General features: G+C 72.8%; 18 protein-coding genes and 1 tRNA gene. 12 read left to right on the top strand and 7 right to left on the bottom strand.

Annotated features, from left to right (window positions below):
* A complete protein-coding gene (locus AB0G32_RS06545; protein WP_361159003.1) occupies positions 1–1,263 on the top strand; it encodes an MFS transporter in 1,263 nt (420 codons plus the stop codon).
* 280 nt (positions 1,264–1,543) lie between these two features.
* Here AB0G32_RS06545 and AB0G32_RS06540 read toward each other — a convergent pair whose 3' ends face one another.
* Positions 1,544–3,220, bottom strand: coding sequence for a long-chain fatty acid--CoA ligase (locus AB0G32_RS06540; RefSeq protein ID WP_361159001.1), 1,677 nt, complete (start codon positions 3,218–3,220; stop codon positions 1,544–1,546).
* A gap of 162 nt (positions 3,221–3,382) precedes the next feature.
* Positions 3,383–3,934 (bottom strand): SigE family RNA polymerase sigma factor, encoded by a 552-nt coding sequence (locus AB0G32_RS06535; RefSeq protein ID WP_361158998.1) that lies wholly within the window; start codon positions 3,932–3,934, stop codon positions 3,383–3,385.
* 64 nt (positions 3,935–3,998) lie between these two features.
* On the opposite strand from AB0G32_RS06535, the gene AB0G32_RS06530 reads away from it, so the two are divergent.
* Positions 3,999–4,259 (top strand): hypothetical protein, encoded by a 261-nt coding sequence (locus AB0G32_RS06530; RefSeq protein ID WP_361158995.1) that lies wholly within the window; start codon positions 3,999–4,001, stop codon positions 4,257–4,259.
* A gap of 256 nt (positions 4,260–4,515) precedes the next feature.
* Here the strand turns inward: AB0G32_RS06530 and AB0G32_RS06525 are convergent, their stop codons facing one another.
* Complete coding sequence (locus tag AB0G32_RS06525; protein ID WP_361158993.1) at positions 4,516–4,842, bottom strand: hypothetical protein; 327 nt, start codon at positions 4,840–4,842, stop codon at positions 4,516–4,518.
* A gap of 373 nt (positions 4,843–5,215) precedes the next feature.
* Between AB0G32_RS06525 and AB0G32_RS06520 the strand changes: the two genes are divergently transcribed.
* Positions 5,216–6,088: a bifunctional DNA primase/polymerase gene (locus AB0G32_RS06520; RefSeq protein WP_361158992.1), complete on the top strand. Its 873-nt coding sequence runs from the start codon at positions 5,216–5,218 to the stop codon at positions 6,086–6,088.
* A 191-nt stretch (positions 6,089–6,279) separates the two neighbouring features.
* Here AB0G32_RS06520 and AB0G32_RS06515 read toward each other — a convergent pair.
* Both AB0G32_RS06515 and AB0G32_RS06510 read right to left on the bottom strand, forming a co-directional pair.
* Positions 6,280–6,366: transfer RNA gene (locus tag AB0G32_RS06515), tRNA-Ser, on the bottom strand.
* A 52-nt stretch (positions 6,367–6,418) separates the two neighbouring features.
* The gene (locus tag AB0G32_RS06510) at positions 6,419–7,891 is read right to left on the bottom strand and encodes a trypsin-like peptidase domain-containing protein (RefSeq protein WP_361158989.1); all 1,473 of its coding nucleotides are present in this window, start codon (positions 7,889–7,891) and stop codon (positions 6,419–6,421) included.
* Positions 7,892–8,169: 278 nt separating this feature from the next.
* Here AB0G32_RS06510 and AB0G32_RS06505 point away from each other — a divergent pair, with 278 nt between their 5' ends.
* The 3 genes from AB0G32_RS06505 to AB0G32_RS06495 all read left to right on the top strand — a co-directional run bounded on the left by AB0G32_RS06505 (position 8,170) and on the right by AB0G32_RS06495 (position 11,052).
* Complete coding sequence (locus AB0G32_RS06505; protein WP_361158986.1) at positions 8,170–8,997, top strand: glycerophosphodiester phosphodiesterase; 828 nt, start codon at positions 8,170–8,172, stop codon at positions 8,995–8,997.
* Between the two features lie 190 nt (positions 8,998–9,187).
* Positions 9,188–9,826 carry an ATP-binding protein gene (locus AB0G32_RS06500; protein ID WP_361158983.1) on the top strand — a complete coding sequence of 213 codons (639 nt, stop codon included), beginning with the start codon at positions 9,188–9,190 and terminating at the stop codon, positions 9,824–9,826.
* Positions 9,827–10,089: 263 nt separating this feature from the next.
* Positions 10,090–11,052 (top strand): DUF5926 family protein, encoded by a 963-nt coding sequence (locus tag AB0G32_RS06495; protein ID WP_361158980.1) that lies wholly within the window; start codon positions 10,090–10,092, stop codon positions 11,050–11,052.
* 276 nt (positions 11,053–11,328) lie between these two features.
* On the opposite strand, the gene AB0G32_RS06490 is transcribed toward AB0G32_RS06495, so the two are convergent.
* Entirely contained in the window at positions 11,329–11,994 is a 666-nt protein-coding gene (locus tag AB0G32_RS06490) for a bifunctional DNA primase/polymerase (RefSeq protein WP_361158978.1), read from the bottom strand.
* Positions 11,995–12,650: 656 nt separating this feature from the next.
* Between AB0G32_RS06490 and AB0G32_RS06485 the strand changes: the two genes are divergently transcribed.
* The gene (locus tag AB0G32_RS06485) at positions 12,651–14,045 is read left to right on the top strand and encodes a GAF domain-containing SpoIIE family protein phosphatase (RefSeq protein ID WP_361158975.1); all 1,395 of its coding nucleotides are present in this window, start codon (positions 12,651–12,653) and stop codon (positions 14,043–14,045) included.
* 104 nt (positions 14,046–14,149) lie between these two features.
* Positions 14,150–15,616 carry an aminopeptidase P family protein gene (locus tag AB0G32_RS06480; RefSeq protein ID WP_361158972.1) on the top strand — a complete coding sequence of 489 codons (1,467 nt, stop codon included), beginning with the start codon at positions 14,150–14,152 and terminating at the stop codon, positions 15,614–15,616.
* Positions 15,617–15,728: 112 nt separating this feature from the next.
* Here the strand turns inward: AB0G32_RS06480 and AB0G32_RS06475 are convergent, their stop codons facing one another.
* Positions 15,729–16,181 carry an ATP-binding protein gene (locus AB0G32_RS06475; protein ID WP_361158970.1) on the bottom strand — a complete coding sequence of 151 codons (453 nt, stop codon included), beginning with the start codon at positions 16,179–16,181 and terminating at the stop codon, positions 15,729–15,731.
* A 264-nt stretch (positions 16,182–16,445) separates the two neighbouring features.
* On the opposite strand from AB0G32_RS06475, the gene AB0G32_RS06470 reads away from it, so the two are divergent.
* The 4 genes from AB0G32_RS06470 to AB0G32_RS06455 all read left to right on the top strand — a co-directional run bounded on the left by AB0G32_RS06470 (position 16,446) and on the right by AB0G32_RS06455 (position 19,354).
* Positions 16,446–17,279, top strand: a complete 834-nt coding sequence (locus tag AB0G32_RS06470; protein ID WP_361158967.1) for a hypothetical protein — start codon at positions 16,446–16,448, stop codon at positions 17,277–17,279.
* 140 nt (positions 17,280–17,419) lie between these two features.
* Entirely contained in the window at positions 17,420–18,160 is a 741-nt protein-coding gene (locus tag AB0G32_RS06465; protein ID WP_361158965.1) for a YcnI family protein, read from the top strand.
* An 88-nt stretch (positions 18,161–18,248) separates the two neighbouring features.
* Positions 18,249–18,905: an SCO family protein gene (locus AB0G32_RS06460; RefSeq protein WP_361158963.1), complete on the top strand. Its 657-nt coding sequence runs from the start codon at positions 18,249–18,251 to the stop codon at positions 18,903–18,905.
* Entirely contained in the window at positions 18,902–19,354 is a 453-nt protein-coding gene (locus AB0G32_RS06455; protein WP_361158960.1) for a copper chaperone PCu(A)C, read from the top strand. The genes AB0G32_RS06460 and AB0G32_RS06455 overlap by 4 nt, the downstream gene beginning before the upstream one ends.
* Positions 19,355–19,363: the final 9 nt, after the last annotated feature.

Raw genomic sequence — 19,363 nt, 5'->3', positions numbered from 1 at the left:
ATGTCGTCACCAGCACCCACCACCGAAGCGTCCGGAACCGGACCCGGGGCGGCGGCCCGCGCCGCCACCCCGCGGCCCACCCTCCGCTCCCGCCTCTTCCTCCCCCTGATCGCCGTCTGCACGGCCGCCACGGCCGCCAACATCTACATAGCGGCCCCGCTGCTCCCCCTCATCGCCCGCGACTTCGGCTCCACCCCCTCGGCGGTGGCCTGGCTCGCCTCGGTCGCGCAGTTCGGCTACGCGGCCGGCCTGCTCTTCTTCGCCCCGCTCGGGGACCGGGTGAACCGGCGGCGGCTGGTCGCCGTGCTGACGCTGGCCGCCGCCGTGGCCCTGGTGGCCGGCGCGGCGACGAACGGGACGTACGCCCTCGCCGGTGCCGTACTGATCGCCTCGGCCGCCACCGTCGTACCACAGCTCCTGGTCCCGCTGGTCGCCCAGCGCGCCCCCGCGCACCACCGGGCCCGGCACGTCGCGGCCGTGATCGCGGGTCTGTTCACCGGCATCGTGGCGGCCCGGGTGGCCGGCGGCCTCGCCGGGCAGGCGTTCGGCTGGCGCTGGGTCTTCCTGGGCGCCGCCGCGCTGACCGCCGTGCTGGGCCTGGCGACCGCGGCCGTGCTGCCCCGGGAGACGCCCCGGCACAGCGGACCGCTGTTCGCCGGGCTCGCCGCGCTGCCGGGGGTGCTGCGGCACTCGCCCGACCTGTGGCGCGCGTGCGTGCGGCAGGCCGGGATGTACGGCGCGTGGAGCGCCATGTGGACCTCCCTGGCACTGCTCCTCACCGGTGGCAGCGCGGTCGACGGGTACGGCATGACCACCGCCGCGGCCGGGCTGTTCGGTCTCTTCGGGCTGACGGCGAGCGTGGTCGCGCCGCTCGCGGGCGGGCTGGTGGACCGGTTCGGCGCCGCCAGGGTGGTGCGGACCGCGTACGGGGTCGCCGCCGTGTCGGTGCCGCTGTTCTGGCTGGGCGGTCAGGTCATGGCGGCGCTGTGCGCGGCGGCGGTCCTGGTGCACGCGGCCCTGGTCGCCTCCCACATCGCCAACCAGACCCTCGCCCTGACCACCACCTCGGCCCCGGCCACCGCCAACACGGCCTACGTCGTCGCGGGCTTCGCGGGCGGCGCCACCGCCTCGGCCCTCGCGGGCACCGCCTTCACCCACTGGGGCTGGGGCGGTGTGTGCGCGGTGGCCGGGGCCTGGCTGGTGCTGGGCTGGGTGACGACTTCGGTGCCGGCGCGCGGGAGCAGGGCGGTCACGGGGGTGTGACGGTGGGGTTCGGCGGACGGACGGACGTATGGGTGGGCTCGGGCTCCCGGCGGACGGACGGACGTATGGGTGGGTTCGGGCTCCCGGCGGACGTACGGGCGCGGGGGCAGGCGAGGTCACGAGCGGAGGGCGGCCCTCGGTGCTTTCCTGACCGCCCCCTGGACCGCCGCCCTGCCCCCTGGACCATCACCTTGCTCCCTGACTACCCCCTGGACCACCACCCTGCTCCCTGACTACCCCCCCTGACCGCCCTACGGACCCGAACGCCCCCCCGGTTCGCTCACAGCCGCGTGACCGGCAGCTCCCCCGCGGCGTACCGGCGGCGCAGCACCTTCTTGTCGAACTTGCCGACGCTCGTCTTCGGCACCGCCTCGATGACCGTCCAGCGCTCCGGGAGCTGCCACTTGGCGATTCCCCGCTCGTCGGCGAGGAAGGCGCGCAGGCTCTCGAAATCGGCGGTGGCGCCCTCCCGGAGGACCACCGTGGCCAGTGGACGCTCGCCCCACTTGTCGTCGGGCACGGCAACGACGGCGGCCTCGGCCACCTCGGGATGGGCCATCAGCGCGTTCTCCAGGTCGACGGACGAGATCCACTCGCCGCCGGACTTGATGACGTCCTTGGCGCGGTCGGTGAGGGTGAGATAGCCGTCGGGGGAGATGGTCCCGACGTCGCCCGTCTTCAGCCAGCCGTCCTCGCTGAACTTGTCGGCGGGACGCAGCGGTTCGGCGGCGGGTCCGCCGTAGTAGGCGCCGGCGATCCAGGGGCCCCGGACCTCCAGCTCACCGGCCGACTCGCCGTCCCAGGGCAGCCGTTCGCCGCCCGGGCCGGTGAGGCGGGCCTCGACGCCGGCCGCGAACCGGCCCTGGGTGAGACGGTACGCGAACTCCTCGTCGGTGCCGATGGTGTGGGCGGGCGGCAGGCACACCGTGCCCAGCGGGGACGTCTCGGTCATGCCCCAGGCGTGCCGCACCCGCATGCCCAACGCGTCGAACGCCTCCATCAGCGACGGCGGGCAGGCGGAGCCGCCGATGGTCACCTGGGTGAGGGAGGAGACGTCCCGGGGCTCGGCGGTCAGCTCGGCGAGCAGCCCCTGCCAGATGGTGGGGACGGCGGCGGCGTGCGTCGGCCGCTCGCTCTCGATCATCCGGGCCAGCGGCGCGGGCTGGAGGAACCGGTCCGGCATCAGCATGTTGACGCCGGTCATGAAGGTGGCATGGGGCAGACCCCACGCGTTCACATGGAACTGGGGCACGACCACCAGCGAGGTGTCCTGGTCGGTCAGGCCCATCGACTGGGCCATGTTGACCTGCATGGAGTGCAGATAGACGCTGCGGTGGCTGTACACCACGCCCTTGGGGTCGCCGGTGGTGCCGGAGGTGTAGCACATGGCCGCCGCCGCGCGTTCGTCCAGCTCCGGCCAGTCGTAGGCGGCCGGCTTCCCGGCGATCAGGTCCTCGTACTCGTGCACCTGGACGGCGGCCGCGGCGAGCGGGGCCCGGTCGCCCGCGCCGGAGACGATGACGTGCTCGACCGTCTTCAGGTGCGGCAGCAGCGGGGCGAGCAGCGGGATCAGCGAACCGTTGGTGATCACGACGCGGTCGGCCGCGTGGTTCACGATCCAGGCGAGCTGCTCGGGCGGGAGGCGGAGATTGAGGGTGTGCAGGACCGCGCCCATGGAGGGGATCGCGAAGTATGCCTCGATATGTTCGCTGTTGTTCCACATGAGCGTCGCGATCCGGTCGTCGTCGCCGACTCCCAGGTCGTCGCGCAGGGCGTGCGCGAGCTGGGCGGCGCGGGCGCCGATCTCGGCGAAGGAACGGCGGTGCGGCTCCCCCTCGCCGGTCCAGGTGGTCACCTGGGAGGTGCCGTGGACGGTCGACCCGTGGGTCAGGATCCTGGAAATGAGCAGCGGTACGTCCTGCATCGTGCTCAGCACGGTGACCTCCCGGGGCGACATTGCCTACGCGGCGGTAAGGGGTGCGCTGATTCTGCGCACGTACCACGCGGTATGTCACTAGGTATCGGTGATCGATCACCGATCGCACCCCGCTCGGCCCACTCGCGGGGCCGCGCCCGGCCGCTCGCGAAGGCCGGCCTCAGCCGCTCGCGGGCGCCCGCGTCACCTGGATATGCCGAGCTCGGGGTCGAGTTCCGGGTCGTCCCGGAGTTTGCCGAGGGCACGGGAGACCGCCGACTTCACCGTGCCGACGGAGACGCCGAGCACTTCGGCCGTCTGGGCCTCGCTGAGATCCTCGTAGTACCTGAGGACGACCATCGCCCGCTGGCGGGCGGGCAGCCGCAGGATCGCCCGCCACATCGCGTCGTGCAGCGCCTGCTGCTCGGCCGGGTCGCTGCCGCCGGGCACGGGCTCCGGCTCGGGCAGTTCGTCGCACGCGAACTCGTCGACCTTGCGCTTGCGCCACTGCGACGTCCGGGTGTTCAGCAGGGCCCGCCGGACATAGCCGTCCAGCGCGCGGTGGTCCTCGATCCGCTCCCAGGCGACGTACGTCTTGGTGAGCGCGGTCTGCAACAGGTCCTCGGCGTCGCTCGGGTTCGCGGTCAGCGACCGTGCGGTGCGCAGCAGCACCGGCTGCCGGGCCCGCACGTACGACGCGAAGGACGGGTACGCGAACGGCTGCTGCGGCGAGACCTTGGGCAGGGCCTTGGACAAGACCTGGGACGAGACCTGGGACGAAACCTGAGGCGAGACCTTGGGCGAGACCTCGGACGGAACCTTGGGTGAGACCTTGGGCAGAGCCTTCGACGAGGTCTTCGGCTGGGCCCTGGGCGAGCTCCTGGGCGAGCTCCTGGGCGGTGTCCTGCTCGGCGTCCTGGGGGACGTCCTGGCAGACGTCCTGGGCGAGGTCTGCGTCGCCGGCCTGGCGGCGTCCGATGCCCTGGTGCAGACGGGTGTGGTCATGTCTCAACGCTATGAGCGACGGATACGGCCCCGGATCGGCCGCAGGTCCCGAAGCGGGCTCCGCCTCAGGTTGTAGGGGTGGGGCCGGCTCCACCTCCTGAAGGTGGACGAGGGGTGGAGGCGAGTGAGGGTTCACCCCGTGCCAAGACCCTGAGGCCGGCCGTTGGGCGCGGGCCGGGGAGAGCCTTCGCGTCCGATGCCGGGAACGCCTGCGCGGCGGTACCGAAGTACCGCCGCGCGGACGCAACGCGACCCCAAGAAGCACACCCGCTCTTCAGCTTCGGAGCGAGGGACCGATGCCGGTGAGCCCGCACCCGCGCCGGCCCCTCAGCTCACCACCACAGCGGGGTGAAGTTGACGGAGACGTTGTCGTTGCCCTGGTTGATGTACGCGAACCGGGAGCCGTCGACCTGCGCGGTGTTGTTCTGGTTCGTGGCGCCCGAGCCGACCGCCTGCTGCTGCGTGGTCGCCGAGTTGCCGTTGTTGTCGTCGCCGACGCCGCTGCCGATGATGCCCGCGTAGGCCTCGGCGGCGGTCGAGCTGGATCCGTCGTCCGCGAGGGCGCCGTTGTCCGCGGTGGCCACGCCGGCGAAGAGGGCGGCGGCGAGCGGCAGGGCGGAGACGGCGGCGATGACGCGGGCGGTACGGATGCTTGCCATGTGTGTTCCTCCAGAAAGGTGCGCACCGGCTGCTGCCGAAGACGCGAGAAGTACCTGAACCTGATCTGAACCGACCTGTTCACCAGGGAAGTTGGCCATCCGCCCCGGTGCTGTGCACGACGTCGCGTGATCAGAGTTGCCCATCGGATCCCCGGCGAACCACCCCCCTCGCCCTGATTCGCCCTCAAGCGTGAGGACAAGTCGATAAACCCTTTTGCGCCCCTTGCGTCTCAGCTCAGGACAGGAGGGACAGCAACACCCCAAGCACCGCAAGAGGTGAAGCGTTCCGGCACACCCACCCCCAACCGTCCCGCCCCGGCGTGTCGCACGCACGCCCCTTCCCTTCATCGAACGCGCGTACGAAAATAAAGTCATGGCCACCACCGACCGGCAGGCCACGACGCTGGCCCTCGCACACGCCCTGTCAGCCGCCGAACGCGGCCTGGCCGTCATCCCGCTGTCCCGGACCAAACTCCCGGCGCTGCGCTCCCCCCACCGCGACGACCCCGACCCCGCCCCCTGCCACGGCGAGTGCGGCCGCCTCGGCCACGGGGTCCACGACGCCGCCACCGACCCGGCCCGCGTCCGCGAACTGTTCGCCGCCGCTCCCTGGGCCACGGGCTACGGCATCGCCTGCGGCCTGCCGCCGCACCACCTCATCGGCGTCGACCTGGACACGACACCGGACACCGGCTCCTCGACCGCCCTGCGCGAACTGGCCCTGCGGCACCTGTTCACGATCCCGCCCACGGTGGTCGTCCTCACCCCCAGCGGCGGCCGCCACCTGTGGCTGACCGGCCCGCCCGACGTCGTCGTCCCGAACTCGGCAGGCCGCCTCGCACCCGGCATCGACGTCCGCGGCGCCGGCGGCTACCTCGTCGGCCCCGGCTCCCGCACCCGGCACGGCGCGTACACCACGGCCCCCGGCACCGCGCACCTCGCGCCGGCGCCCTGCCCACGCGCCCTGCTGCGCCTCCTGCTCCCCGCGCCCCGCACACACCACCGCACCACCACGCCCGCCCCGTCCGCCGCCCACGGTCAGGGCCTCGTCCAGTTCGTCCGCTCCGCCCACGAGGGACAGCGCAACACCCGCCTGTTCTGGGCAGCCTGCCGCGCCTACGAGGAGGACCTCGGCCCCGCCCTCACCGACGCCCTGCTCACCGCGGCCCTCCACACCGGCCTGACCGAACAGGAGGCCCGCGCCACCTTGGCCTCGGCGGCACGAATGACGGGGCACCGGCCCTGACTGGCTGTCGAGTGTCACGGCCGACGACTGGCCGGGCGTAACACTGGGCGATCAGGCTGGCATTCCGGGAGGGGGAGTTGGCGGGCAGCGGTCAAGACGCCATACCAGCCGACAGGGAAGCCAGCGGAACGGCGGCGCCGGACATGGCGACGGCCCCTGACCATACGTACTGGTCAGGGGCCGTTCACCTGCGGTGGGTGTGGGATTTGAACCCACGGTGACATCGCTGCCACGACGGTTTTCAAGACCGTTCCCTTAGGCCGCTCGGGCAACCCACCCCGCTCCGGCCAGCTGGGGCGGAGCGGGTACAGCGTACCGGGAGCGGGCCGGTCAGTCGTCGCCGGACTTGGAGCCCAGGGTGAGGTCGACCGTGTTTTCCTTGCCGTCGCGCTTGTAGGTGACCTTGACCTTGTCGCCGGGCTCGTGGGTCCAGATCTCGCCGATCAGGGTGGGGCCGCTGTCGATCACGCGGTCGTCCAGCTTGGTGATGACGTCGCCGGGCTTGAGGCCGGCCTTGTCGGCGGGGCCGCCGGACTCCACGGGCTCGGCGCCGCTGACGCCCTGCTCGGTGATCTGCGCGCCGTCCGTCGTCTCCTCCAGGGAGACCGAGGCGCCGATCTTCGCGTACACCGGCTTGCCGGTCTTGATCAGCTGCTGGGCGACGTACTTGGCCTGGTTGATCGGGATGGCGAAGCCGAGGCCGATGGAGCCGGCCTGGCCGGTGCCGCCGAGGCCGTTGCTCGCGGACTGGATCGCGGAGTTGATGCCGATGACGTTGCCCTGGGCGTCCAGCAGCGGGCCGCCGGAGTTACCGGGGTTGATGGAGGCGTCGGTCTGCAGGGCGCTCATGTAGGACGCCTTGCTGTCGGCGCTGCCGTCACTGGAGGCGACCGGGCGGTTCTTGGCGCTGATGATGCCGGTGGTGACGGTGTTGGACAGGCCGAACGGGGCGCCGATGGCGATCGTTGAGTCGCCCACGGCCACCTTGTCGGAGTTGCCCAGCGGGAGCGGGTTCAGGTTCGAGGGGGCGTTCGCCAGTTTGATGACGGCGACGTCGTAGCCCTGCGCGTGGCCGACCACCGAGGCGTTGTACTTCTTGCCGTCCGGGAAGGTGGCGGTGAGCTTGCCGCCGTCCACCGCCTCGGCCACCACGTGGTTGTTGGTGAGGATGTGGCCCTGCTTGTCGAAGACGAAGCCGGTCCCGGTGCCGCCCTCGCCGCTGGTGCTCTCGGCCTCGATGGTGACCGTGCTGGGCAGCGCCTTGGCGGCCACGCCCGCGATGGTGCCCGCGTCGCGCTTGACCGAGCCGCCGGTGTCCGAGGCGGAGACCGTGGTGGAGCCCGAGTCGTTGTTCTCGGCCAGCGTGTAGCCGAGGCCACCGCCCAGACCGCCCGCCACCAGGGCCGCAACCAGGACGGCGGCGACCAGTCCACCGCGTCCGCCGCCGCCGGACTTCGGCGCGGGCGGCTGGTACGCGGCGCCCCAGCCGCCGGAGCCGTCGCCACCGCCGTAGCCGGCCCCGCCGCCCGTGCCGTCGCCACCGCCTCCGTACGGGGCGGCCGGCGGCGGGGGCGGCGGCCAGGAGGCGTCGGGTGTCGAGCCCTGCGTGGCGGCCCCGGCCCCGTGCGGGGCCGGTCCGGCCTGCTGGCCCTGCGCCGGGTCGCCCTGGCCGCCGGGGTACCCCTGGGCAGCGCCGCCCTGTGCTGCCGGCGGCTGCGGGGAGGCGGCTGCGGGAGTGTCCACCGGCACGGGGGGTGCGGACGGGGCCGGAGGAACCGCGGTGCCCTCGTTCTCGGTGCTCACAGCTTTACTCCTCGATCCACGGCTGTTGTTCGGTCACACTGAGTCGCACTCAGCCACGCTCGTGCGCGCCGGCCCGGACGGGTCCGACGCGGTGTAGCTGTGCATGTCTTTTTGTATGCCGTCAGCTTTTCCCACGGGCCGTCAGAGCACCATAAGCGGTCCCTGTGGGTCCGCGGTTATTTCTTACATAGGGAATGTAAGACATACCGGTCAGGATGGACCGTCCGTGCCGCCACATCCGGCTGCCACCCGCCCCCGCGCGGTGACACCATGACGCGGTGACCCACGCACGACAGCACCGTATCCAGGTCGTCGCCCACCGCGGGGCCTCGGAAGAGGCCCCCGAGCACACCCTCGCCGCGTACACCAAGGCCATCGAAGAGGGTGCGGACGCCCTTGAGTGCGATGTGCGCCTGACGGCCGACGGCCACCTCGTGTGCGTGCACGACCGGCGCGTCAACCGTACGTCCAACGGCCGCGGCGCGGTCTCGGCGATGGAGCTGGCCGATCTGGCGGCGCTGGACTTCGGCTCCCGGAAGACGCGCGAGGCGTGGCGGATCCGCGGCGAGGAGCCGCAGTGGGAGCACCGGCCGGAGGACCGGGAGGCGACGTCCGTACTCACCCTGGAACGGCTGCTTGAGCTGGTGGCCGACGCGGGGCGCCGGGTGGAACTGGCCATCGAGACCAAGCACCCCACGCGTTGGGCGGGGCAGGTGGAGGAGCGGCTGCTGACGCTGCTGAAGCGGTTCGGGCTCGACGCGCCGGCCGACGCGGACGACACGCGCGTGCGCGTGATGAGCTTCTCGGCGCGTTCGCTGCACCGGGTGCGGGCCGCCGCGCCGACGCTGCCCACCGTCTACCTGACGCAGTTCGTCTCGCCCCGGCTGCGCGACGGGCGGCTGCCGGCCGGTGTCCGGATCGCGGGCCCCTCGGTGCGCATCGCGCGCAGCCATCCCGCCTATGTCGAGCGCCTCAAGCGGGCCGGCCACCAGGTGCACGTCTGGACCGTGAACGAGGCGCGGGACGTGGACCTCTGCGTGAGTCTGGGCGTGGACGCCATCATCACCAACCGGCCCCGCGCGGTGCTGGATCATCTCGGCCGCTGAGACCTCCGGTCGCTGAGACCGCTGGCCGCCGAGACCGGTGGCCGCTGAGACCTCCAGCTGCGGAGACCCCGGCCGGTACGCCGGTCGGTACGCCGGTCGGTACGCCGGTCCGGCGGTCGAACCGGCGCGAATCGGCCATCCGGTTACGGGGAGTGCTCCGGCGCGTTCGGATCGTGTTCGGCTGTGTCGAATGCGTCACCGGGCGGGGATCGGCCGGTTTCCGGTTCAGGCCAATGGGGCATCCACACCGTGGCGTGGGGCAAAGGAGGTCTCGGGGGTGGCGTTGGTGGTGGCACAGGAGGTGCCGACGTCGTCGAGCATGACCGTTCCCCATGGCCCTTCGGGCGTGGGGAAGGCAAGACACCGCATGCGTGATCAGCTGCGCAAGGGCGGGGTCACGGAAGCGGTCATCGACGACGCCGTACTGATCCTTTCCGAACTCTTGAGCAATGCCTGCAAACATGGCCGGCCGCTGGGCGACGCCCTGGCCGGGGACGGTGACGTCCGTGCCGCCTGGCGGGTGGACGCCGGCGGCCGGCTCCTGGTCGAGGTGACCGACGGCGGCGGACCGACCCGTCCGGCCCCGGCCACACCCTCGGTGACGGCCCACGGGGGCCGCGGGCTCAACATCATCACCGCGCTGGCCGACGACTGGGGTGTACGCGACGACGCCCGGGGCGAGGTCACGGTCTGGGTCGTCGTGCACGACGACGTGTACGACCCGGACGCGGGGCACCGGCGTGACGACTTCGCCGCGCGGGTGGGCGCCCCGGCGGTGGCCGACATCCCGGGACTGGACTTCGCGGACGCCTTCGACGATCTGGGCTGACCCGATCCGGGGCTCCAGGGGGATCCGGCTGACGCCAGGGCGAACAATGCGGACGCCAGGACGATCCGGGCGGACGCCAGGAGTCGCCAACCGCGGTCCCCCACCGCCGACCGCAGCGACGAGTTGCCCACGGGGAGTTGCCCACAGGGAGTTGCCCACGAGGAGTCGCTCACAGGGAGTTGTCCACAGGGTCCCGTCGGCCAGGACGGGAACGGCTAGGCTCGCGCCCGTACCAGAAGAGCCGTAACCGGGAGACACCCACGATGGCCAAGAAGCGACCCCAGACGAAGGCCAAGCGGCCGCAGCTCGACGCGGAGGTCCCGGTCGTCGGCGCCCGCGAGCCCTGCCCCTGCGGCAGCGGTCGCCGTTACAAGGCCTGTCACGGCCGGGCCGCCGCGCAGGCCGTGACCGAGCTGGTGCAGCGCCCGTTCGAGGGGCTGCCCGGCGAGTGCGACTGGGTGGCGCTGCGCGAGCTGGTGCCGGCCGCCACGGCCGAGCTGCCGCTCAAGGGCGGCCTGCCCGAGGGCGTGCCGTCCGTCACCCTGGCCACGGTGCTGCCGATGGCCTGGCCGGCGCTGCGCCGCGACGACGGCTCGGTGCTGCTCGGTCTCCAGAACGACACGCCTTCCGGTGACATCAGCCGCGACCTCGCCGACACCCTCCGGCGCGCCCTGAGCGCCGAGCCGGGTACGCCGGTCCAGGCCGGCCGGGCTCCGGCCGACGGGCCGCGGCTCCAGGACCTGCTCGACGCCGACGGCGTTTTCGCGCCAGTGGTGCACGAGGGCTTCGAGTTCTGGGTGCCGGACGCGGAGAACGCCACGCCCGAGGTGGCCGCCTCCCTGGAGCGGGCCAACGCCGCGGCCATCCCGACCGTCCGGCTCCAGGGCGTGGACGCCGCCTACTGGTGCGAGACGCCGGAGAAGAACCACCTGCGCTGGGTCATGCCGCACGAGGAGGAGCGGCTCCTGGACGCACTGGCGCGGCTGCACGCGGCGGGCCGGTCGTCCCTCGGCGAGGGCACCCGGCTGGTCGGCTCGTTCCGCGCCCACGGGCTGATCGTGCCGGTCTGGGACCTGCCGAGCGCCGTGTCCGCGCCGGACATCGAGAAGCCGGCGGCGGAGTTCGCCGAGCGTCTCGCCGAGGCGCTGGAGGCGGACGCGCCGCTCACCGCGGAGGAGCGCCGGGCCCGCGGCGGCCTGACCAACCGGCAGGTCACGCTCAGCTGACGGCGCCCGCCGACGAGGAGTGCGGGAGGGGTGACTCCGGTCACAACTCCCGGCCGGGACAGGCAAGTCGATGACCGGAAACACCGAGACGGAATTTGCTAACCGCCGATCTCTTGTTACCGTTCGAGTAGCCCGGTTGCTGGTGCATCCCCCGTCGCCAGCAACCGGGTCTTTGTGCGTCCGCTCTCGTTCACCGAACGCGGTCGCGACCCCACTCCCCGTGCGCCTGGGCGACAACTCCCCTTGCACCCGGGCGAGTTGGCCGGACCCCCGCCCCTACAACTCGGGCGCGCTGACACCCGTACGGGTCAGGGCGTCGACCACCGCGTCGACCACGGCCTCCACGTCGGGCACCCAGGGCGAGGACGAGCCGGGCAGCGGAGCCCGCTCCCAGCGGACGGGGCCCGCGCCGCACTCGGTCGGGGGCAGCGCGAGGTAGCCGCCCTCGCCGTGGAACCGCAGCGAGCCGGGGACGAAGTCCTTGGCGTAGAGCAGCTCGCCCAACTGCTCCATGGAGTATGGCTTGACGAGGATCGACCAGCGGGCCGACGAGGCGACGACCGGGCCGAGCCGCATGCCCATCCGGTCGAGCGCGACCAGCGCCCGGGCGGCCGGCAGCGCGGGCAGGGACACGGCGCACGGCGCGCTGCCGCCCGTGGCCAGGATGATCGGGGCGGCCGGCCGGTTGGCCCACCACCAGCGCACCATGCGCCCGTCGGCGGTGGCCGCGAGCAGCCCGGGGTCGAAGGGGTGCGCACCGGGCACCGTGCACTCCGGGTCGGGGCAGGAGCAGCCGGAACGCCCCTGTGGGTCCGCCGCCACGCCCGGGAGAACGGGCCACTGCCATTGGGTGGCGTAGGTCAGGGCCGCGCTGATCAGGTCAGGCCCCCCGTCGCCGCGCCGGGACAGGAGCCTGCGTCGCCTTCCGAGGATCTCGCGCATGAGCGCTCGTTCCTTTCCGTTGCACGCCTGGCAACACCGAGGTCCACATCACACCATGTGTCGATCTCTTCACTACGCGTATCTGCTGCGCACATCTGCTCGTATCTGCTGCGCGTAACTGTCGGCGCATCACACCTCGCCGGAGGCAAGGGGAACCCCTACGGGTCGAGCATCGGCTGCGTCCGCGGCCGGTCCGTCCATACTGCGTCTATCAAAAGCATGGGCGTGGCGCGGGGGTGGCGGAGTCTGGCGTTTTGCCGTCCCGCGTATTTCTCTCCGCCTCCGCCACGGGAGGATGGGGCACGGTCGTCGGTGGATAGGACGCCCGGGTCCATCGCCAGGTTCCGGATGGGCGTCAACCACCCCTGGCTTTCACCGAGTACGTACCCATCACGACCGCTGTGACGCTCCGTGAAGCACCACCAGTCGACCGCAACAAGACGTCCTCCGGGGCAGTTTCCGGCCAACTTTGTTTTTTCGCACAACACCAAGAAGAAAGTCACTTACGCCTCATGGACACCAGGAATCCCAGCAGGACAATGCTGGACATCTCCTCACGAGTGCGTGTACATGTGGAGACACTGCCGGCGACGCAGAATGACATGGGGGTTTGCGATGCTTTTGAGCAGTAAGAGCCGGTCGGGAAGCCGACTGCCATGAACGCGCCCCACCCTTCGAAAGTGGCCGGAATCGATTCAACGGTTCCCTCACCCGCACACACTGTCGCGCCCGTCGCACCGGGCGCCCCCGCGGCCCGTCCGCACTCCCCCGGCGCCCCGGGCGCCCTCCTCCAGGACCGCCTCGCCGGCTGGGTGTCCGACCTCACCACGCTGCACGAACTGACCGAACGCCTGCTGCGCACCGGCACCCTCGCCGACGCCCTCGACGAACTGCTGCGCGCCGGGGCCGCCCTGGTGGGCGCGCGCCGCGGCCTGATCGTCCTGGAACCCGCGGACGGACTCGGCCCGGACAGCTCGACCGGCCTCGGCCTGACCCGCGCCGACCTCGGCCACCTGGAGACCGTGCCGCGCGCCGCACTGGCGTACGGACGGATCCTGGACGGGCCGCCGGTCGGCGACGGCGGCCTCGCCGAGCCCGATCTGCTCGCCGAGGAGGGACTCGACCCCCGGCACCGCGACGTCGCCGTCCGCCTCGGCTACGCCGCCAGCTACGCGCTGCCGCTGCGGACCGGGACCGCCGGCCGGCTGGGCGCCGCCGTATGGCTGTACGACGAACCCGCCGAGCCGCGCGAGCGGCAGCGGCATCTGGCCGGGCTGTACGTCCGCCAGGCCGCCGAGCACCTGGACCGGCTGCGCGAACTGGAGCGCGTACGCGCGCGGATGGCCACGATCGCCGGGGAGCTGCTGCCCGCGCGGCTGCCGCGGACCCCCGGTGTCCGGCTCGCCGCCCGGCACCGCACCGGCCCGCGCGGCGGCGGCGACTGGTACGACGCGCTGCCGCTGCCGGACGCCGCGCTCGGCCTCGCGGTCGGCTCCGTCACCGGCGCCGGGGCCGGCGCGCCGGCCGCGGCGGGCCGGCTGCGCGCCTCGCTGCGGGCGTACGCGGTGATGGAGGGCGAGGACCCGGTGGCCGTCCTGTCCGATCTGGAGCTGCTGCTGCGCCTGACCGAGCCGGCCCGTTCGGCCACCGCCCTGTTCGGCTACTGCGAGCCCGCGCTGCGCCGGATCACGCTGGCCGGCGCCGGGCACAGTCCGCCGCTGCTCACCGGGGAGCGGCGCACGGAGTTCGTGGAGACCTCGGTCTCCGCGCCGCTGAACATGCTGGCCTGCTGGGAGGCGCCGAGCGCGGAGGTGCTGGCCGGGCCCGGAGAGACGGTTCTGCTGTACACCGACGGACTGCTGCGCCGTACCGGCGACCCGGTGGACCGGGCCTTCGCCCGCCTGCACGCGGCCGCCGCCGGGGTGCCGCGGGCCGCCCGGCGCGATCCGGACGCGGTCGCCGACCACGTGCTGCGCACGGTGCTGCCGGACGGCCTGGACGCGGCGGACTCCGAGGAGGACGTCGTGCTGCTGGCGGTGCGGTTCGACTAGCGGACCGCGACCAGCCGCCACCACGGTGTAACAGGCGATACGCCCCTGGGCCCCCTTCCGCGCGACCGTACGATGGGGGGTGGTCCAGTGCCGTATCTAGGAGGATGACCGTGGCGGAGGAGCTCACCCCGGAGACCCCGGAGACAGAGTCCGAAGAGCCGATCAAGCAGCGCAAGAACGGGCTGTACCCGGGCGTGTCCGACGAGCTCGCCGAGAACATGAAGTCCGGCTGGGCCGACACCGAGCTGCGCGACCTGGCGCCGATCGCCCAGGCGGCCGAGACCGCCGCCCGGCGGGCCGCGCTGTCCGCCCGGTTCCCCGGCGAGCGCCTGGTGATCCCCGCGGGCAACCTGAAGACCCGCTCGAACGACACCGAGTACGCCTTCCGCGCCTCGGTCGAGTACGCCTATCTGACCGGGAACCAGACCGAGGACGGCGTACTGGTCCTGGAGCCCGTCGGTGCCGGGCACCGGGCCACGATCTACCTGCTGCCGCGCTCGGACCGGGAGAACGGCGAGTTCTGGCTGAACGGCCAGGGTGAGCTGTGGGTCGGCCGCCGCCACTCCCTCACCGAGGCCGAGAAGCTGTACGGCATCCCCGCCTCCGACGTGCGCGAGCTGACGGAGAAGCTGCGCGAGGCCACCGGACCGGTGCGGGTGGTGCGCGGGCACGACGCCGGCATCGAGGCGGCACTGACCGACAAGGTCACCGCCGAGCGCGACGAGGAACTGCGCGTCTTCCTGTCCGAGGCCCGCCTGGTGAAGGACGACTTCGAGATCGGCGAGCTGCAGAAGGCGGTCGACTCGACCGTGCGCGGCTTCGAGGACGTGGTGAAGGTCCTCGACCAGGCCCGGGCGACCAGCGAGCGCTACATCGAGGGCACCTTCTTCCTGCGCGCCCGGGTGGAGGGCAACGACGTCGGCTACGGCACCATCGCCGCGGCCGGCCCGCACGCCTGCACCCTGCACTGGGTGCGCAACGACGGCCCGGTCCGCTCCGGCGACCTGCTGCTGCTCGACGCGGGCGTGGAGACGCACACGTACTACACCGCCGACGTCACCCGCACGCTGCCGGTCAACGGCACCTACAGCGAGGTGCAGAAGAAGGTCTACGACGCCGTCTACGAGGCCCAGGAGGCCGGCATCGCGGCGGTCAAGCCGGGCGGCAAGTACCGGGACTTCCACGACGCCGCGCAGCGGGTGCTGGCCGCGAGGCTGGTCGAGTGGGGGCTCGTCGAGGGCCCCGTCGAGCGGGTGCTGGAGCTGGGCCTGCAGCGCCGGTGGACGCTGCACGGCACCGGGCACATGCTCGGCCTCGACGTGCACGACTGCGCCGCCGCGCGGGTGGAGACGTACGTCGACGGCACGCTGGAGCCCGGCATGGTGCTCACCGTCGAGCCGGGTCTGTACTTCCAGGCCGACGACCTGACCGTGCCCGAGGAGTACCGGGGCATCGGGGTGCGGATCGAGGACGACATCCTGGTCACCGCGGACGGCAACCGGAACCTGTCGGACGGGCTGCCGCGCCGGTCCGACGAGGTCGAGGCGTGGATGGCCGCGCTCAAGGGCTGACGCGACCGTGGGGCTCGGGCCACCCGGTCCGACTGTGGGGGCCGGGGCGCCCGGTCCGACTGTGGGGGCCGGGGCGCCCGGTCCGACTCTGGGGGGCCGGGGCGCCCGGCCCTCACACCGCCACGAGCGGGATGTCGTTCCGCCACTTGATGATCTTGTCGAAGCTCACCACCGCGCCGCCGCGCGCCGTCGCGCTGCCGATGTGCACGTGGTCGGCGAGCTCCCGGATGAGGCACAGCCCCCGGCCGTGCTCGGCGTCGGCGGGCGCGGGCGCCGGGCGGGCCGGGCGGCCGCCGGTGAACCCGGGCCCGGTGTCGGCGACCTCGATGCGGCACCGCTCGCCGTCCAGGTAGGCCGTGACGCGATAGGCCGCGGCGGGGCCGCCGGACGCTTCGTCCCCGCCGTGCTCGACGGCGTTGGCGCACGCCTCGGTGAGGGCGACGGAGAGGTCGTAGGAGATGTCCGGGTCGACGCCCGCCGTCTCCATGGCGCCGAGCAGCAGGCGGCGGGCCAGCGGCACGCTCGCGGCCTCGCGCCGCAGATGGAGTGACCACCAGATGCTCATGCTCCACCAGCCTCCTGGGCGCGGCTCGACATACCGTTACGTATTGCCCGACGCGCCCTGACGTAAGCGCGGGGTTGACGTGAGACCGCCCATACGGCGGATGCGCCCCGGCGTCCGCCGGTGTACACGGACCCCCGCACCGGGGCCGGTACCGGAGGGCTCGCGCAGCGGGCGCACCCCGGCAGACGGGGACCTTCCGGTCGTACGGCATCTTGTGGACCTGCCGCACGGTGCGGGTGGGTCCAGTGCGATGATGAGCCCGCCATGACTGCCCCCCACCGGCCCCCGACGCGCTCCGGGAACGACCTCCGGATCCTGCGGGCCGCGGTGTTCGCCGCGGTCTGCGTCGTGCTGGCCGGGGCGGGGCACGCCCTCGCCTCCTGCGCGACCGTCCCGCTGTGGTCGCTGGCCGCCGGGTTCCTCGGGGCGGTTGTGGTCGCCGCGCCGCTCGCCGGACGGCAGCGGTCGCTGCCCGGGATCGCGGCCCTGCTCGCGGCCGGCCAGACCGCGCTGCACGCGCTGTTCGGACTCGGCCAGCACGGCGTCACGGCCACCGCCACGACGGCCACCGCCGCGACGCCGGATCTCTCGCTGGCGCAGCAGGCCGCGCGGCTGGTGTGCGGGACCACCGCGGCGGCGCTCAGCCCGGCGCAGGCGCAGCGCATCCTCAGCGACGCGCGGGTCCAGCCGGACTCCGCCGTGCACACGGCCGCCGCACACCATCCGGCGGACGCCCTGTCGGCCGCCGCCGGTTCGCCCGCCGCCCTGCTGCCGTCCCTGCCGATGCTGCTGGGCCACGCGCTGGCCGCGATAGCCGCCGGCTGGCTGCTGCGCCGCGGGGACCTGGCCCTGGCCCGGCTGGCCGACCTGTCGGCGCACTCGGCGCACCTCGTCACCGAGGGCGCGCTGGTCCGTTCCCTGCGCGCCGCCTTCTCCCTGGTACGGGCCCTGCGCGCCGGGCTGCCGGGCGCGCCGGACGACAGCGCGCGTCCGCCGGGTACGGCCCTGCTGCCCGTACCGCGGCCGCGTACCACCGCACTCCAGCACACGGTGATCCGGCGCGGACCGCCGAGCGCCGCGCTCGTTCTCGCCGCCTGACACGACGCGACCGCCGCTCTCCGCCACCGGTGGACAGGGGGGACGCCGTCGTGCGGCACGCGCGCGTGCGCGCCCCCCTCTTCCATCCGTCCCGGACCTCACCAGAGGTCCCGGACATCACCAGAAGCGGAGTGCCCTTCATGAAGGCTTCCCGTGTCGCCGCCGCCGGCGCCGTAGCCGGCGCCACCGTCCTCGTCCTGTCCGCGCCCGCCTTCGCGCACGTCACCGTGCAGCCGGAGGGCGAGGCCGCCCAGGGCGGTTACGCCACCGTCGACTTCAAGGTCCCCAACGAGCGGGACAACGCCTCCACCACCAAGCTGGAGGTCACCATGCCCACCGACCACCCGCTGGCGTCGGTGATGCCGCAGCCGGTCGAGGGCTGGAAGGCCGTCGTCACCACGAGCAAGCTGGACGAGCCGCTCGAGTCGCACGGCGAGAAGCTCACCGAGGCCGTCACCAAGGTGACCTGGACGGCCACCGGCGACGGCATCGAGCCCGGCTTCTTCCAGAAGTTCCCGCTCTCCGTCGGCGCCCTGCCCGAGGACGCGAACGAACTGGTCTTCAAGGCGATCCAGACGTACTCCAACAAGGAGGTCGTGCGCTGGATCGAGGTGCAGCAGGAGGGCCAGGAAGAGCCCGACAACCCGGCTCCGGTACTCGAACTGACCGCGGCCGACGGTGACACCGACGGCTCCTCCGGGGCGGCGTCCGACGACAGCACGGCGGCGGCCGGGACCACCGAGGCCGCCTCCGCCGACTCCGACGACTCCGGCTCCACCGACACCACCGCCCGCGTCCTGGGCGTCGTCGGCATCGTCGTCGGCGCCGCGGGCGTGGCCTACGGCGTGCTCGCCGGGCGCCGGCGCTCCACCACCGCCTGAGGCGGCCCGCACGTCCGGTCGCGCGCCGGGACCCGCTCAGCCGGGCCCCGGTGCGCGACCGGAGCACTCACAACTGGGACATTTCGCTATGCGCAAGAAGACGTTCGCCGCGGCCGCCCTGCTCGCCGCCGCATCCCTGACCCTCACCGCCTGCGGCAGCGGTGACGACTCCGCCGACTCGCCGGTGACCGTGGTCTCCGAGGACCCCGCCGCGCAGCAGGCCGCCACCGTGCTCGACCAGCCCTTCGAGAAGCCGGACCTGGTGCTCACCGACACCGCGGGCGAGAAGTACGACCTCCGCGAGGAGACGGCCGGCAAGCCGACCCTGATCTACTTCGGCTACACCAACTGCCCCGACGTCTGCCCGCTGACGATGAACAACATCGCCGTGGCCAAGAAGCAGCTGCCCAAGGCCGAACAGGACGAGCTGCGCGTCGTGTTCGTCACCACCGACCCCGAACGCGACACCCCGGCCGCCCTCGGCAAGTGGCTCAAGGGCATCGACCCGCAGGTCATCGGCCTCACCGGCGACTTCGACACCATCCAGGCCGGCGCCCGCACCCTCGGCATCTCCATCGAAGCGCCCACCAAGGACAAGAACGGCAAGATCGTCTCCACCCACGGCACCCAGGTCATCGCCTTCTCCCCGAAGACCGACGGCGGATACGTGCTCTACGGCGAGGACGCCACGGTGGACGACTACACCAAGGACCTGCCCAAGCTGATCAAGGGGGAGAAGCCGTGAGCCGGCGCCCCGCCCGGTGCGCGGCGGCCGTACTGACCGGCGCGCTCGCCCTCGCCGGGTGCGGGGCCGGTGACTCCGCCGCCGACCTCTCGGTCAGCGCCGCCTACATGCCGCAGCCGGTCTCCGACAGCATGGCGGCCGGTTTCCTGACCGTCACCAACAACGGGGACACGGAGGACGAACTGACCTCCGTCACCAGCGACGCCGGCGAGGTCACCGTGCACGAGACCGTCGACGGGGCCATGCGGCAGGTCGACCGCCTCCCGGTGCCGGCGCACGGGCGGCTCGCCTTTCAGAGCGGCGGCGACCACCTGATGTTCGAGAAGCTGAAGCGGCAGCCGAAGCAGGGTCAGACCATCGCCGTCGAACTGCACTTCGCCGACTCCGACCCGGTCACGGTCGAGATGCCGGTGAAACCGGCCACCTACCGGCCCACCGCCGGGGACTGAGGGAGGGAC

It is taken from the genome of Streptomyces sp. NPDC023723, from assembly GCF_040639815.1.
GTDB lineage: Bacteria > Actinomycetota > Actinomycetes > Streptomycetales > Streptomycetaceae > Streptomyces.
Note: the sequence above shows the minus strand (reverse complement) of the source record. Positions and strands in the feature narration are given on the sequence as shown.